The 14,882-nt window shown below is 64.1% G+C and carries 17 protein-coding genes; 10 read left to right on the forward strand and 7 right to left on the reverse strand.

What is annotated here, in order from left to right:
* Window positions 1–33: 33 nt before the first annotated feature.
* Complete coding sequence (locus AB4Z51_RS40990; RefSeq protein ID WP_193560915.1) at window positions 34–273, reverse strand: hypothetical protein; 240 nt, start codon at window positions 271–273, stop codon at window positions 34–36.
* Window positions 274–373: 100 nt separating this feature from the next.
* Between AB4Z51_RS40990 and AB4Z51_RS40995 the strand changes: the two genes are divergently transcribed.
* From AB4Z51_RS40995 to AB4Z51_RS41015, 5 genes are all read left to right on the forward strand, one after another.
* On the forward strand, window positions 374–2,530 hold the full coding sequence (locus AB4Z51_RS40995) for a GumC family protein (RefSeq protein ID WP_441499417.1): 2,157 nt from the start codon (window positions 374–376) through the stop codon (window positions 2,528–2,530).
* 143 nt (window positions 2,531–2,673) lie between these two features.
* Entirely contained in the window at window positions 2,674–2,832 is a 159-nt protein-coding gene (locus AB4Z51_RS41000) for a hypothetical protein (protein ID WP_166104648.1), read from the forward strand.
* A 176-nt stretch (window positions 2,833–3,008) separates the two neighbouring features.
* Window positions 3,009–3,332 (forward strand): hypothetical protein, encoded by a 324-nt coding sequence (locus AB4Z51_RS41005; protein ID WP_085399994.1) that lies wholly within the window; start codon window positions 3,009–3,011, stop codon window positions 3,330–3,332.
* 136 nt (window positions 3,333–3,468) lie between these two features.
* Window positions 3,469–4,770: an aminotransferase class V-fold PLP-dependent enzyme gene (locus AB4Z51_RS41010; RefSeq protein WP_441499418.1), complete on the forward strand. Its 1,302-nt coding sequence runs from the start codon at window positions 3,469–3,471 to the stop codon at window positions 4,768–4,770.
* A 165-nt stretch (window positions 4,771–4,935) separates the two neighbouring features.
* Complete coding sequence (locus AB4Z51_RS41015) at window positions 4,936–5,376, forward strand: hypothetical protein (RefSeq protein WP_085399998.1); 441 nt, start codon at window positions 4,936–4,938, stop codon at window positions 5,374–5,376.
* A gap of 26 nt (window positions 5,377–5,402) precedes the next feature.
* Here the strand turns inward: AB4Z51_RS41015 and AB4Z51_RS41020 are convergent, their stop codons facing one another.
* Both AB4Z51_RS41020 and AB4Z51_RS41025 read right to left on the reverse strand, forming a co-directional pair.
* Complete coding sequence (locus AB4Z51_RS41020) at window positions 5,403–6,425, reverse strand: LLM class flavin-dependent oxidoreductase (RefSeq protein ID WP_441499419.1); 1,023 nt, start codon at window positions 6,423–6,425, stop codon at window positions 5,403–5,405.
* A 30-nt stretch (window positions 6,426–6,455) separates the two neighbouring features.
* The gene (locus tag AB4Z51_RS41025; protein WP_085400000.1) at window positions 6,456–7,385 is read right to left on the reverse strand and encodes a LysR family transcriptional regulator; all 930 of its coding nucleotides are present in this window, start codon (window positions 7,383–7,385) and stop codon (window positions 6,456–6,458) included.
* Window positions 7,386–7,492: 107 nt separating this feature from the next.
* Here AB4Z51_RS41025 and styA point away from each other — a divergent pair, with 107 nt between their 5' ends.
* Window positions 7,493–8,743 (forward strand): styrene monooxygenase subunit StyA, encoded by a 1,251-nt coding sequence (gene styA, locus AB4Z51_RS41030; protein WP_354080290.1) that lies wholly within the window; start codon window positions 7,493–7,495, stop codon window positions 8,741–8,743.
* A 6-nt stretch (window positions 8,744–8,749) separates the two neighbouring features.
* The gene (gene styB / locus AB4Z51_RS41035) at window positions 8,750–9,253 is read left to right on the forward strand and encodes a styrene monooxygenase NADH-dependent flavin reductase subunit StyB (protein ID WP_085400003.1); all 504 of its coding nucleotides are present in this window, start codon (window positions 8,750–8,752) and stop codon (window positions 9,251–9,253) included.
* A gap of 78 nt (window positions 9,254–9,331) precedes the next feature.
* Here styB and AB4Z51_RS41040 read toward each other — a convergent pair whose 3' ends face one another.
* The gene (locus AB4Z51_RS41040; protein ID WP_441499420.1) at window positions 9,332–10,423 is read right to left on the reverse strand and encodes an AraC family transcriptional regulator ligand-binding domain-containing protein; all 1,092 of its coding nucleotides are present in this window, start codon (window positions 10,421–10,423) and stop codon (window positions 9,332–9,334) included.
* Between the two features lie 331 nt (window positions 10,424–10,754).
* On the opposite strand from AB4Z51_RS41040, the gene AB4Z51_RS41045 reads away from it, so the two are divergent.
* The 3 genes from AB4Z51_RS41045 to AB4Z51_RS41055 all read left to right on the forward strand — a co-directional run bounded on the left by AB4Z51_RS41045 (window position 10,755) and on the right by AB4Z51_RS41055 (window position 12,662).
* Complete coding sequence (locus AB4Z51_RS41045) at window positions 10,755–10,955, forward strand: hypothetical protein (RefSeq protein WP_244623307.1); 201 nt, start codon at window positions 10,755–10,757, stop codon at window positions 10,953–10,955.
* 3 nt (window positions 10,956–10,958) lie between these two features.
* A complete protein-coding gene (locus AB4Z51_RS41050) occupies window positions 10,959–11,276 on the forward strand; it encodes a DUF1488 family protein (protein WP_205124614.1) in 318 nt (105 codons plus the stop codon).
* Window positions 11,277–11,528: 252 nt separating this feature from the next.
* Window positions 11,529–12,662: an alpha/beta hydrolase gene (locus AB4Z51_RS41055; RefSeq protein WP_071909205.1), complete on the forward strand. Its 1,134-nt coding sequence runs from the start codon at window positions 11,529–11,531 to the stop codon at window positions 12,660–12,662.
* A 60-nt stretch (window positions 12,663–12,722) separates the two neighbouring features.
* Here the strand turns inward: AB4Z51_RS41055 and AB4Z51_RS41060 are convergent, their stop codons facing one another.
* From AB4Z51_RS41060 to AB4Z51_RS41070, 3 genes are all read right to left on the reverse strand, one after another.
* Window positions 12,723–13,436 (reverse strand): class I SAM-dependent methyltransferase, encoded by a 714-nt coding sequence (locus tag AB4Z51_RS41060; protein WP_135215953.1) that lies wholly within the window; start codon window positions 13,434–13,436, stop codon window positions 12,723–12,725.
* Window positions 13,433–13,891, reverse strand: a complete 459-nt coding sequence (locus AB4Z51_RS41065; RefSeq protein WP_085400006.1) for an Rrf2 family transcriptional regulator — start codon at window positions 13,889–13,891, stop codon at window positions 13,433–13,435. Before AB4Z51_RS41065 ends, AB4Z51_RS41060 begins: the two co-directional genes overlap by 4 nt.
* A 228-nt stretch (window positions 13,892–14,119) precedes the next feature.
* Window positions 14,120–14,882: DUF3362 domain-containing protein (locus tag AB4Z51_RS41070; protein ID WP_441499421.1), on the reverse strand; the 763-nt coding region annotated here is incomplete at its 5' end.

Consider the following 14,882-nt stretch of genomic DNA (forward strand, 5'->3'; position numbering starts at 1 on the left):
CTGGAGCACCGTTCCGATTGCGCTGCAGCGGCTCTAGTGATTGCGGGTCAGCTCCACGCCATCGACCACCATTTTCCATGTTCCCGCCTCCTGGTGAGGCGGCGTCGACACCTCGAATGTCGTCGGGAGGAATGCAATGCCGACGACGAAATGATCGCCTCGAACCGCCGCAGCGGGGCGTTGATCGACGTCGTGGTGGTCGCGCCAGCCCGGATCAACCGCACGCGCCGATGCCGCGCGGCGCATCGGCGCGCGCGTTAACAGATTGTTCATCGACCACGGCGCGGCAGCCGTAACCGCCGGTTAACCATGGATATTTACGGTGTAGCAAGCCTCTGAACCGGGGCTGTCAGTTGATTTCGAGTCCAATCCTATGGCGTTCGGTCGAAGCGCATCTCCGCGAAGCATCGCCCCGACGGAGCCTGCGGCTTCGTGGGAAGCGCCGCGGGCTGCGACGGCGAAGCCTGACAGCGCTGCTCCTGCGCTGATCAAGGGATCGCTGACCGTCACCGGTGCGCTCTCTTTCCTGCGCGAGAATGGCCGGCGCATCCTGACGCTGGCGCTGGCGCTGTTCGCCCTGGGCGTCATTGTCCTGATGGTCTTGCCGGTTCGATATGCCGCGACAGCCCTGGTCGTCGTCGATCCCCGCGAGCTGCGCGTCACCTCGGAGCAGGACGTGCTGCCGGGCATCGGCCAGGATGCCGCGGCACTCCAAAGCCAGATCGAGATCGCCAAATCGGACGGCTTTCTCCGCCCCCTGATCGAGCAGCTCAAGATCGCCGACGACGCGGACATCGCGGGCGGTTACACCGACATGACGCGCCTGCTCGAAAAATTTCGCAACCGTCTCGATATCTCGCGCCGCGGACTGACCTACGTCATTGCGATTTCATTCACCTCGAACAATGCGGAACGGGCCGCGCATTACGCCAATGCCATCGCCGAGGCGTTCGTCGCGAGCCAAGGCCGTGTCCGCACCGAGGCGACGGACGAGGCGGCCGACTGGCTCAAGGACCGGCTGAAGGCATTGAACGAGCGCCTGCGCGTATCAGAAGATGCCGTTGCCGCCTTCAGGTTCGAGCACAAGATCCTCAATGCCGGCAAGGATTCCACGACCCAGCAATTGCGGGTGACCGATCTCAATCAGCAGGTCTCCGCCGCTCGCGCGCGTACCGAGGAAGCCAAGGCGCGTTACGAGCAGGTGCAACGCGATCTCAAGGCCAATGTCGAAGGTCCGGTGAAGCAGGACCTTCTGAGCATGCTGCGCGCGCAGCGCTCGACCCTGAACGATCAGATCGCGCAGAAGAAAGCGGTGTACGGCGACCGCCATCCCGACCTCGCGATCTCCTACAGCCAGCTGGCTGACATCAACAGGCAGATCGAGGTCGAGCGGAAGAAGAACATCGACACGGTGAAGTCCGAATACGAGGCCCAGCTGGAGCAGCAGAACGCGCTGGAAAAGCAGCTCAGGGCGGTCGAGACGCAGATGCTGGTCGACGGCCAGGCGCTCGTGAAGCTGCAGGAGCTGCAGCGTGACGCCGATGCCAACAAGAACATCTACGAGCAGTTCCTGTCGCGGTTCAAGACGACCAACGAGCAGCGCCAGCTGCAGAGCTCCCAGACCAAGATCGCCTCGCTCGCCATTCCGCCGATGCRCTCGACGCGTCCGCCCCTCGCCTTGCTGCTCGCGGCGCTCGCGATCGGCTCGATCCTGACCTCGACGGCGGCCGTTGCGGCGATGGGAAGCATGTCCGACGGGCCTGCGCCTGCCGAGGCTCCTGCTCAAACTCCTGCTCAGACTCTTGCGCGTGCTGAAGCGGCGGAGACGCAAGTCCAGCGACCGGGCCCGGCCGCGCGCCAGCCCGAGGCGATGCCGAACCTGCCTGTCTGGGCCCGCATTCCCGATCTGGCGCCTGGCGCCGTGGCCAACACCGTGTGGCAAAGGCCGATCACTGCCTCGGCCGAGCTCGACCTCGGCGCGTATCTGCGTCCGCTTCTCGAGCGGATCGATCGCGCGCCGGTGCGCGGCTGCAAGGTCGCCCTCGTGTTGTCGGTCGGCAAAGGCGCCGGCGGTAACACCGTTGCGCGCTCGCTCAATCGCGCGGCGGTGAATCGGGGCATGATGAGCGTGCTGATCCGGCTCCAGCCGGAATTCGCAGGTCACCAGCCTCCGGTAACCGAATGGCAGGACGGCTCCACCACGGCGGGGCTGCAGTCGATCGACGAGCTGTTGAGCGCCGGCAGAAAAGCCGATGCGCGGCCCGAGGACGATATTCGCTCGGAGTTCGATCTGATCGTCGTCCATGCGAGCAATCTCGCACTTCAGCCCGACGCCATCGCGCTGGCCGCGCACGCGGATCTGATCATCCCGGTGGTGCGCGCCGGCGAGCTCGGTTCGGCGGCGATGCGGCGGGTGACCGCTGCGCTGTCGAGATATGGCACCGTGCCGACCGGTCTCGTCGTCAATCACGCGCCGGCGGGTTCAGTGGCGCCTCACCCTGAGGGCAGCGCGTTGAGCCGGGCGGTTTGACGATGCCGACCGCTGGCAAGGCTGCGGCTCATGCCTGAGGCGCAGCGCGCAAGCGCACCTGTAATCTGCTTCACACGCAAACGCGCCCAATGACGCTAGATGAACTAGGGCCCGCCTCCGCGCGGCCCGGTTCGGAGCTGGCGATGATGGCTGCACTGGCAAAGGCGATATCCCGCGCGACGAGAACCAACGTTGATGTCGAAACCGTAAAGGTGCTCGTGATCTTCTCGGGCGCGGGCTTGCTGCTCTCTCTCGTGGCCGCGATGATCTACGGACAGGCCCTCAACGCCGCCTTGTTCTGAGATCGCGCGAGGCGACCGCGCTTCGACCCGAAGCAGGTCCTCATCCCCAGGAGCCCGCCCGAAGCGGGCATCTCGAAGGTATCCGCCTGCATTCGAGCCGTCATTGACGCCGCGAGGCGGCGCCCGCAGGATGCAGCGTCTCCAATGCACGACTATCTCGGCTCGGGATTGCGGCGATGACCTGTCAAGCTCACTCCGTAACGCTGGTGCTCATTGCCCGCATACCGCCCGAGGGTATCGAGGCCTTCCGCGCCTACGAGGATGCCGTCCTGCCGCTACTCCCTTCGTTCAACGGGCGTGTGGAGCGTCGTCTTCGAAATCCGGATGGCACGATCGAGGTGCACATCGTCAGCTTCGCATCCGATGCGGACTTTCAAGACTATCGCAATGATCCCCGGCGCCTTGCGCAAGCCGGGTTGCTGGAAAAATCATCCGCGAAGCTGGAATTGCTTGCGATGGCGGACGTCTCGCAATGGCCGGTGACATCGGCGCAGGGATGATCGGCGGCGCAATGACCGGGATGTAACCGGGCGCGCCGGGCATCATCGAACTGTCATCGCTTCGTCATGCGCGCTCTATGGATCGCTGCTCCCTTGGCCGCGCATCGTGGGGGCTGATATGCATCTGAATGAGACAATGTCGTCCGACCGCCGGTCGATCCTGAAGGGCCTCGCGGCCGCAGCCGTCACGTCCCTGGCGGCACCGGCCATGGCAGCCGATGGTCTGCCGGCGCAGCCGAGCGGCGCGGCGGCCGCCATCGCGACCGACAATGCCTGTTGGACGGCGGTGAAGGCGCTCTATTCAGTGACGCCGGATGTCGTCAATCTGGAGAACGGCTTTTGGGGCATCATGGCCGAGCCGGTGAGGCGCGAGTTCATTCGCCAGACCGACATGGTCAACTATCAGAACACCTACTACGCGCGGCAGCGCGCGGGTGCGGATTTCGAGGCCGTGCGCATCAAGGTGGCCCAGGCGGTCGGCGCGGCGCCCGAGGAGATCGCGCTCACTCGCGGCGCGACCGAAGCGCTGCAGCTCCTGATCGGCGGCTACAACAAGCTGAAGCCGGGCGACAGCGTGCTCTACGCCGACCTCGACTACGATTCGATGCAGTACGCGATGAACGCGCTTAAGGCGCGTCGCGGTGTCGACGTGGTCAGGTTCGATGTGCCGGAGCCGGCCACCCGCCAGGCCGTGCTCGACGCCTATGCCCGTGCCCTCGAGGCGAATCCCAGGACCAGGCTCCTCCTCCTCACCCATGTCAGCCATCGCACCGGCCTCGTCATGCCGGTCGCCGAGATCGCCCGCATGGCCAGGGCCAAGGGCATCGACACAATCGTCGACGCCGCCCATTCCTGGGGGCAGATCGACTTCAGGGTGGGCGAGCTCGAGGTCGATTTCGTCGGCTTCAACCTGCACAAATGGATCGGCGCGCCGCTCGGCGTGGGCTTCCTCTACATCAGGAAGGACCGTCTCGCCGACATCGACCGCGACATGGGCGACGAGGACTTTGCGGAGACCGATATCCGCTCGCGGGTTCATACCGGCACGGTCAATTTCGCGACGGTCCTGACGGTGCCCGCGGCCGTGGCGCTCCATCAGCAGATCGGCGCGGCGGCAAAGCAAGCCCGCCTCCGCTATTTGCGTGATTACTGGGTGAGCCGCGCCCGCGGATTCAAGGACATCGAGATCCTGACGCCGGATGAGGTCGGCTCATATGGCGCGATCACGTCCTTCCGTCTCGCCGGAAAGACCAGCAAGGCGGACAACGACGCTATCGTCGTGAAGCTGAGGGACAGCCACAAGGTCATGACGGTGCGCCGGGCCGGCGTTGCCAAGGGCCAATGCATCCGTGTGACGCCGGCGCTCTTTACCGAGGAGGCCGATCTCGACCGCCTCGTCGAGGCGCTCGCCGTGGTCACGGGGACGAAGACGGGGTAGGCCCGGGCGCGGGACTGACATCACCACGAATTCACGGGACTTCATCCTCCGCGCATCTGACAAATGTCAGATGTGGGGCGTCCGTCAGTCTCCGCCGCCCCATTTTATCGGCCCACGGTCTGGTTTATCTCTGTCACTCCGGTGCCCTGCGCAAGGAGGAGACGCGTGCTCGACCATATTCTCAGATTCGTGACGCTCGGATCGATCATCGTTGGCATGGCTGCGATCTATGCGGCGCTACACACCAACAATCGGCGTCTGGGCGCGGACATCTTCCTTCGATATTCCGACCGGGTCTCCGACCTGCGACGCCGCCTTCCGGTCGCGGCATTCCTCGAGCGAGGGGCTGCCGGCGACATTGAGATCACACCGGAAGAGCGCCGGGCGGTACACGAGATCATTCATTCGATCTTCGAGCTCTACGAACTCAAGGTGCATGGCTTCTTTCCGCCGGCGATCTGGAAGATCAGGGAGCCCGATATCGAACGGCTGCTCTCGCTGCCGGTCTTTCAGCAGGAACTGGCGGGCCTGGAGGGCCGATATACGAGACATCCGCGTTTGACAGCTTGGCTTGAGAAGATCAGGGGTCAGCAAGAGACGGCCTGACTTTCTCAGTGAACCGGTCGACGGTCTCACCGCCAGCCAAGCGCCGGCGCGACGTGCTTCAAGATCGCCTCGATCGCATGGGCGCAATAGTCGACACCGAGCTGGTTCGGGATCGTCAGCAGCAGCGTATCGGCTTCGGCAACCGCCTCGTCCTGCTTGAGCTGCTCGATCAGTGCGTCCGGCTCGGCCGCATAACTCCGGCCGAAGATCGCGCGCGTTTGCGGGTCGATGAAGCCGATCTGGTCTTCGCCTCCGCGCTCCCCGCCGAAATAGGCGCGGTCGCGATCGTTCATCAGCGCGAAGATGCTGCGGCTGACGGACACGCGGGGCTCACGGGTGTGGCCTRCCTCCGTCCACGCGGCGCGATAGCTACGGATTTGCGCCGCCTGCTGCACATGAAAAGCTTCGCCGGTCTCGTCGTTCTTCAGCGTCGAGCTCTGCAGATTCATGCCGAGCTTCGCCGCCCACACCGCGGTCGCGTTCGAGCCGGCGCCCCACCAGATGCGTTCGCGCAGGCCTGCCGCATGTGGTTCGAGGCGCAGCAGTCCCGGCGGATTGGGAAACATCGGCTGCGGATTGGGCTCGGCAAAACCTTCGCCGCGCAACAGGTCCAGAAAGACCTCCGCGTGGCGCCGGCCCATGTCGGCATCGCTCTGGCCGTCAGCCGGGCGATAACCAAAGTAGCGCCAGCCGTCGATCACCTGCTCCGGCGAGCCGCGGCTGATGCCGAGCTGGAGCCTCCCGCCGGCGATGAGATCGGCGCTACCCGCATCCTCGATCATGTAAAGCGGGTTTTCGTAGCGCATGTCGATCACGGCCGTGCCGATCTCGATTGTGCTGGTTCTCGCGCCGACGGCGGCGAGTAGCGGGAAGGGCGAGGCCAGCTGGCGCGCGAAGTGATGCACGCGGAAATAGGCGCCATCCGCGCCGAGCTGTTCCGCCGCGACGGCCAGCTCGATGGATTGCAGCAGCGTGTCCGCCGCCGAGCGGGTCTGCGATTGCGGCGAGGGCGTCCAGTGTCCGAAGGACAGAAATCCGATCTTTTTCATGGGCGTCATTTAATGATGGCAGGGGCGGCGTCAACCGCCTGCTCTGGCGACGGGGGTATGCGACGGGGCTGGCGCGAAATGCTCGGCCCGTTCGACCAGGAGATCCAGGAAGGTTCGCGCGCGCAGCGACATCCACTGCGTCTCCGGATAGACCGCATGCAGGGGCAGCGCGGCGATGGTGTAGTCCGGAAGCACATGTTCGAGCTCGCCGCTGCGAAGGCCCTCCGCGGCATTCCACTCGGGCAGGATCGCGATGCCGAGATGCTGCATCGTCGCCTCCTGCATCGCATCGGCATCGTCGACGTGAATGGGTCCGTTGATCGATGCGACATGACGGCCGTGCTCGGATTCGAAGGCCCATTGGTGCGCCGGCGACATCCGTGAATAGACGATGCACTGGTGCGAGCTGAGATCGTCAGGTGTCCTCGGCAGCGGGCGGCCGTGCAGATAGGTGGGGGTCGCGACCAGATGGCGCTGCACGGTCCCGAGCCGGCGGGCGACCAGCGTGCTTGCCTCCAGGTTTCCAATGCGCAGCGCCAGCTCGATGCCTTCTTCCACCAGATTGACGAACCGCTCGCTGAAGCGGATGTCGACCCGCACTTCCGGATAATTCCGAACGTACTCGGCGATGACGGGCATCACGTAGCGCCGTCCGAACGACGACGGCACGCCGATCCGGAGCGTGCCGGTGGGGCGGGGTGCGGCCTGTTCGACACTCGACCGCGCCATGTCGAAGCTGTCGAGGATCTGCCGCGCGAGATCGTAGATCCGGTGCGCTTCGGCCGTCGGCTTCAGCGTGCGCGTCGTGCGCGAAAACAGCTGCGTGCCGAATTCGCTTTCAAGCATCGCAATGCGCTTGCTGATCGCGGGCTGGCCGATCCCGAGCTCCTTGGCCGCAGCCGAGAAGCTGCCGCCCTCCAGGGCGCGAACGAAAGCGCGCAGGCAATCGATCCGGTCCATAATTCATTCCGATCTGGAATAAATTATATCCCATTTATTCCGTGGTGCGCAACTCGGCGGGTCGCTAGGCTCCCTCAAAACAAGCATTCACAGGGGAGGAGACGAAATTGGCACGCCATATCGGAATTGTCGGCGCCGGCATCGCCGGCCTGCATCTCGCGCTTTACCTGCAGAAGCACGGCGTGGACGCGACAATCATCACGGATCGACCGCCCGAGGAATACAAGAACATCCGCCTGCTCAACACCGTCGCGCATCACCACGTGACGATCGCGCGCGAGGACTATCTCGGCGTCAATCATTGGAGCGATCCGAAGGACCATTATTACTACCACGACCACGTCTTCAATTTTCCGCAGCCGCTGAGTTTTCGCGGTGATTTCTCGAAGCCGAGCCGCGCCGTCGACTATCGGATCTATCTTCCTGCCCTGATGCAGGATTTTGTCAGCCGCGGCGGCAAGATCGAATACCGCCGCATCGAAGAGCGCGACATTCGTCCGCTGGTCGCCCGCTTCGATCTCCTGGTCGTCTCGACCGGGAAGGGCCCGCTGGGCCAGCTCTTCACTTACCGGCCGGAGCACACGCCCTATTCGCAGCCGCAACGGCGGCTGTGCGTCGGGCTTTACACCGGCGTGCGGCAGCCCGATCCCATGAACGTCACGCTCTCGGTGTCTCCAAGCCATGGCGAGATGATCGTGATCCCGACCATTACGTTCGGCGGTGTCGCCAACGCGCTGTTGATGGAGAATGTGCCGGGCGGCGACATGGAGGAACTGGCCACGCTCAGCTACGACGACAACCCGAAGCACTTCTTGAAGGTGCTGCTGGGCAAGCTCGAGAAGCACCACCCGACGACCTACGACCGCATCGACACCGCGCGGTTCGATCTCGCGCAGCCGCAGGACCTGCTGCAAGGCGGCGTGGTCCCGACGGTGCGCAACACTGTGGTCGAGTTCGACGACGGCAAATGCGCGATCGCGCTCGGCGACGTCCATGCGATCGTCGATCCCATGATGGGCCAGGGCGCCAATATCGCGTCCTATGCGGCCTTCGTGCTCGGCGAGGAGATCGTCAACGCCGACGCGCTCGACGTGCGCCTGTGCGAGAAGATCGAGCTGAAGCGACAGGATCGCGTGCTGGCGGCATCGCGCTGGACCAATGTGATGCTGCAGCCGCCGACGGAAGCGCTGGGCATGCTGATCGGCGCGATGAGCCAGAACCCGGCGCTGGCCAACGAGTTCACCGAGAATTTCAACTACCCGGACCGGCAGTGGGATCGCATCTGCACGCCGCAGCGCATCCAGGCCTGGATCGAGCGCATGTCGGCGCCGCCTGAGCCGGTCAGGGCGATTGCGTGAGGCCCGATGCGAGCGGAGGCTGAGGTGCAGCGCGCCAATCCGGCGTCATTCCGCGAAGCCGCGTCGCGCTTTGCGACCGGCGTCGCGGTGCTGACCGCGCTGGACGAGCACGGCCGCGTCTGCGGCATGACCGCGAACAGCTTTGTCACCGTCAGCTTGTCCCCGCCGACCGTGCTGGTGTCGGTCATGCCGGGACGCATGCACCGGGCGATCTCGGCGACTGGACGCTACTGCGTCAACGTCCTGCCCGAGCATGGCCGGGACCTGTCGCGGCACTTCGCGAGCCAGCCGAACACCGGCGCTGCTCCTGATTACGACATCGTCGACGGCCTGCCGCGTCTCTCCGGCTGCATGGCCTGGTTCGCCTGCGAGGTCACACGCCACGTCGATGTCAGAGACCACACGCTGATCATCGCCGAAGTTTCGAGCTGCGACTATCGCGACACCACGCCGCTGGTGTTCTTTTCCAGCCGGTATCATCTCGGGCCGGGCGTGCCGGTGGATCGGTGAGGGTTGCAGCGGTCCGCGGCTTGAGCGGATCTGGTGTTTTCCTGGCTGCATCGGGGCGCTTTGGCGTYACCGCCGGGACTAGCTTGCCCTGGCGTTCTTTGCGCGAGGGGGCGTATCGTTGACGTTGTCGGCGCGCTTGGGATCGTCCGCGGCACGCCATTGTCGTGGCGTCATTCCGGTCCAGCGCCTGAAGGCGTGGGTGAATGCGCTGACTTCGCCATAGCCGAGCAGCCAGGCGGTTTGCGAAATCGGCAACTCGTCCTTTTTCAAATAGCTTTTGGCGAGGTCGATTTTCAGCTCGTCCATAATGCCGGTGAAGGTCAGTCCTTCCGACGCGAGGCGCCGCGCCAACGTGCGGTGGCTCATGCCGAGCCGGCGCGCGATCTCCTCAGCCTGTGCCTCGCGATGGGGAAGCAGTGGCGCGATGGCATTCTCGACGCTCGATCTGAGCGAAACTCCCCCAGGCTTCCGATGTGCAAGCGCCTCCTCGCAGAAGGTCACCAGCAGATCGTTCAAGTGGTGATCGGCACTTTCGATGGGCATCTGTCCCACGGACTGAGGGAAGGCGATCTCATCGACGTCTGATCCGAACTCGATCTCGCAACCAAGGAACGACCTGACCTCCGCGGGCATCGCTCGACGGCGATGGGCGACTTTGACACGGCTTGGCACCACGCGGCGGTTGGTCAGTGCGCGGTTGATTCGAATGATAGAGGTCACCCAGAATTCGATCTGGTGCCGATCTGACCGCCGTTCCACGCCGACATAGCTCAACGCAATCGCCATGTCCTTCGCGGCAAATCGCAGTGAAATTCCCTCGTTCGCGAGGCGGCAATAGCGCTCCGTCTTTGACAAGGCTTCAGCGACTGTCCCGGATGAGGCCGCGACATAGTAGAGCAGGCCGATCTCACGAAGGTCGAAGTCCCGTGCCAGGTGAAATCCCAGGGCGTCGTCGTGCAGCGCCTCGGCACCAAGCTCCAGAAACTTGATCTGGCTTTCAACGCTCAGCCGCGCCTTGCGGTCTTGGATCTGCTCGAGGGTCAATCTGGCCTTGGACAGCAAGCCGTCCGCCTGAATGCCGGCTTCGCGCAGGCGGGCCCACACCAGGCGGGCGATGCCGCCGGTCGCACTGGGCATGGCTTGCAATTGGGGCGAACGGGCAGCAGCCACATCGAACCCTTTCGTCGTTGCCGCTGCGGCCTTGAGTTCTCGGCTCGCGCATCGGGATCGCGGCATAGAAAATCAAGTTATTGGCTCACGATAACAAGAAACCGGGTGTCATGTGACTTAAATCGGCGATCTGTCCCCCTAGGTGCGTCGTCTGTACTCGGGGGCGAACCCACCCCGAAAAAGCCCGAAGGCCTTGATGTCCAGCTGCGATGGCGCGCCGCCTATAAACGTGAAGATATTGCGAAGTTACGGAAAATTGCTCGGAATTCCTCATATCGCTCATGGCCCACGGACGGTTGCGCTTGAGCGCGTTGGCGATTGCGAGATCAACATGTTCGAAACGCTTGAAACCGGTTCAGCTGCGGCGCCCCTGTTCTGGATGGAGCTGTTCGATCTTCGCGTTCACGCCTCGCGCGACAGCCGCGGATGCCACAACATGAGCGACGCAGTCGCAGCGTTCAACGATTTTGCTTCGCAGGCGAGCCGCCTGGCGGAGGTGCCGCCGTGCGACACCGGCGAAGCCGTAGGCTGACAATTGCCGCGTCCACCGAGAGTATTCCCAGCGGAAAACGCAGCGCTTCTGACGCGCGGCCAGATTCTTGGCTACGACACGGAGCGGATGGCGTTTCTGTTTACGATGACGTATGGCGCCAGCATCGTCGACTGCGAGATAAGCAGCGTCGCGCTGGACGACCTTCACGGCTCGAAGGGCACGCGTCCCGACGAAAGGGAGACCCAATTCAGGTGTCTCCGCGACGCGGTCGAGCGCCTTGCATCATACGCTTTCGAACAGCAGGGCAGGCGGCAGCGCGAGCGGCTCCGCATCTTCTCCAAGCACGTCAAGGCGCTCTGACGACCGCCAAAGCAAGGCCGCCGCCAACAACGGCAACGCATATGCAATTTGTGCCACGTGAGATGCTCGACATCTCCCTCTTAAACATTTCACTCGACCATGGTCTGCAAGACCGGGTTCCGCAGTTGTCGCCGGCTGGGTGTTGCCGCGCCGTGACATCCAGGCACGCTCAGCCGGCATAGACTGGTCGATATCCGGTGCCCCTTCCGTTGCCCGGATGGTGAGTTATCGCGCTCTTGCGTCCAGTTGTGAGTGTTGCCGGTGGTCCGGACGAGTCGCATCAGTGCTCCAGCAGTTTTGTTGGCTTTGTCGATCGCAGCAGTCCTGGGCGGCTGTGCAGGACGTCCGTCGCAGGGCGTGCTTGTTCCGACAGCGCAGGTCGCCCCCGGAAACACAAATGTCCCGATCTACGTCGTCACCAATCGCAAGCGATCCGACGTCGATCCCGGTGAGATGTTCAGCGGGGACCGTTCGGACGAGTTGTCCTTTGCCGAGGTGACTGTCTCGATCCCGCCAGATGCCGCGCGGAAGATCGGCGAAGTGCAGTGGCCCGCGAGCCTGCCCGGCGACCCCCAACGGGATTTCACGACTGTGTCGGCCGACTATCTCGACAAGACGCATTTCGCTGCGTCTGTCGCCGCGGCGATGAAGCAGTCCGGTCGCAACAAGGTGCTTGTCTTCGTCCACGGCTTCAACAACCGCTTCGATGATGCGGTCTATCGCTTCGCGCAGATCGTGCACGACTCCAAAGTGCCGGTCGTTCCCGTGCTTTTCACCTGGCCATCGCGCGGCGAGCTGAGGCTGCGCGCGTATACCTATGACCGGGAAAGTGCCAATTTTTCGCGTGACGCGCTCGACAATCTGTTGAGCACGCTCGACGCCTCGCCTGCCGTCGGCGAAGTTTATCTTCTGGCTCATTCGATGGGCAATTGGATCGCACTGGAAGCACTGCGAACGCGGGCGATCCGCGCCCCGGCTGTCGCGTCGAAGCGCAGCAAGCTGAAGAATGTGATGCTGGTGGCACCCGACGTGGATGTCGATGTCTTCCGCTCGCAACTGAACCGGATGAGCGGCGCGCGGCCCCCCATCTCGTTGTTCGTCTCGCGTGACGACGGCGCGCTCTCGCTGTCGAAGACGATCTGGGGAGACGTCGCCCGCCTGGGCGATATCGACCCGACCCAGGAGCCTTATCGAACTGAGCTCGCGCGCGACCGGATCGACGTCTACGACCTGACGAAACTGGCGGTCGCCGGCGACGACGCCCACGACCGGGCTTTCGAGCAGGTAGGCCCGGTTGTCGCAATGATCCGCCAACGCATGGCCCAGGGCCAAGCGCTGGGTGAACAGAAGGCGGCCGCGGGCCCGCTCGCGCGGCTTGCGGAGTAGCGCGAGAGGCAGGCCCTGCCTGGCTTTTTCATGGCGACGTGTCGACGAGGCCGTGACGTCTCAGGCGTAGGCCACCCAGCCGCGGAACGTGAAGCCGGTATAGAACAGGGTCGGGTCGGAGAAGCCTGCGTCGCGCAAGATCACGACGTCCTGCTCTGGTGCCAGAATGCTCAACTGGCCGTCGACCGCCTTTCGCGCGGCGGCCGCCTTGTCGGGCTCGACTCCGGCTGCGGCGAGAAAGGCCGAATAGCGCGAGAGCCAAAGCGGCCGTTCATCGTCGTTGCCGGGGATGCTGAAATGGGCCGCGACGAACGGCGCGCCGGGCTTGAGGCGGCGGCGGATTTCGGACGCTATTCGCAGCCGTTCCTCGACATCGACGAAATGCAGGGTCAACAGGCACGTCGCGCCGTCGAACGGCCCCTCCGGCGCATCGTCGATATAGCCTTGATGCAGATGCGCGCGCGACACGAGCGGGCCCAGCGTCTGCTTCGCGAGATTCAGCATCGCCGCGGACGGGTCCACGCCATCAAAGGTCCAGCGCGGCTGCGCTTGCGCAAAGGCATTCAGCTCCAGGCCGCCGCCGGCGCCAAGAACAAGTATTCGCGCATCTTCACGCGCACGCTCGCCCAAAAGGATCGCCGCCATGGACAGCATCGAATTGTAGCCGGGAACAAACCGTGGCGGCCCTTCGGTGTACTTCGCCACCATCTGCGGATCGGAGAACGCGTTTTGAATGTCGGTCACGATGTTGTCCTGCTGAGGGGAGTCGGTCACGCGTGATGCGCGCTCATGCTGTGAAGCTTTCGCGCACCCAGGCGCTTGCGCAGATCGTCGCTCAGCATCGCCAGCGACACTTCGGCAAAGCGCGACAGCAACAACGCCTCTGCATCGTCAAAGGCCTGATCGAGCGCGGCATTGACGGCCTGCTCGACCAGGCAGCCAGGCGCCTCGGTCCGGTTGCCCATGGCCAGAATCGAGGGGCTGCCGAGCGCGGTGTAGACATCGCGCAGCGTCACCTTCGACAGATCGCAAGCCAGCGTCCAGCCGCCGCCGTGCCCCTTCTCGGAGCGGACGTAACCGAGGTCGCGCAGGCCCGCCATGATGCGGCGGATCACCACCGGGTTGGTGTCCATGGCCTTCGCCAGGGTCTCGGACGTGAACGGGCCAGGCTGCTGCGCCATGTGCAGCAGGACGTGGAGCACGCCTGATAATCGGCTGTCTCGCTTCATGTAACTTCATATGTTACATGATGGCGCCGAGGTCAACCCGTTTCGGTGCGAGCGTAAGGGGCGCGTTGCCATCCCGCGCCCGTTTTGCCCGACGGGTCAACGTCGCCGCAGACCGCCTAAGCCATTGATCCCGCTCATGCCGTCTACTGTGCATGGGGTTGTTTTCGACATTTTTGCTTTGGGGACACAACAGCCGCGGGCTGAACCGGATCTCATCCGGCTCTGCCGCTACTTCATCACCCGCAGGCCCTTGGTCGTAAACCGCTGCGTCTTGCCGCCGGGGCGCACCGGTCGCCGTGTGCCGGCGGCCTTGCCGGTGCCGGGCGGCTGATGCGCGGGCACGAGCTGGTCGGGACGCGAGCCGATCAGGTCGCGGCGGCCCATCTCGATCAAGGCCTCGCGGAGCACCGGCCAATTGTCGGGGTCGTGATAGCGCAGGAAGGCCTTGTGCAGCCTTCGCTGGCGCAGGCCCTTGATCGCCTCGACCTTGTCGCTGCCGCCGCGGCGTACGCCGCGCAGCGGGTTGACGCCGGTGTGGTACATCGCGGTTGCGGTCGCCATCGGCGAGGGCAGGAAGGTCTGCACCTGATCGGCGCGATAGCGGTTCTTCTTGAGCCAGAGCGCGAGGTTCATCATGTCCTCGTCGGTCGTGCCCGGATGCGCCGCGATGAAATAGGGGATCAGGTAATATTTCTTGCCGGCCTGCTCGGCCGCGGCATCGAACATCCGCTTGAACTGGTTGTAGGCGCCGATGCCCGGCTTCATCATCTTGTCGAGCGGGCCGCGCTCGGTATGTTCAGGGGCGATCTTCAGATAGCCGCCGACGTGATGGGTGACGAGCTCCTTGATGTATTCGGGGCTCTCGACCGCGAGGTCGTAGCGCACGCCCGAAGCGACCATCACCTTCTTGATGCCCTTGGTCTCGCGCACCTTGCGATAGMGCCGGATCAGATCGTCATGCGAGGTGTTGAGGTTCGGGCAGATCTCCGGG

It is taken from the genome of Bradyrhizobium sp. 2TAF36 (assembly GCF_052114925.1).
GTDB lineage: Bacteria > Pseudomonadota > Alphaproteobacteria > Rhizobiales > Xanthobacteraceae > Bradyrhizobium > Bradyrhizobium barranii.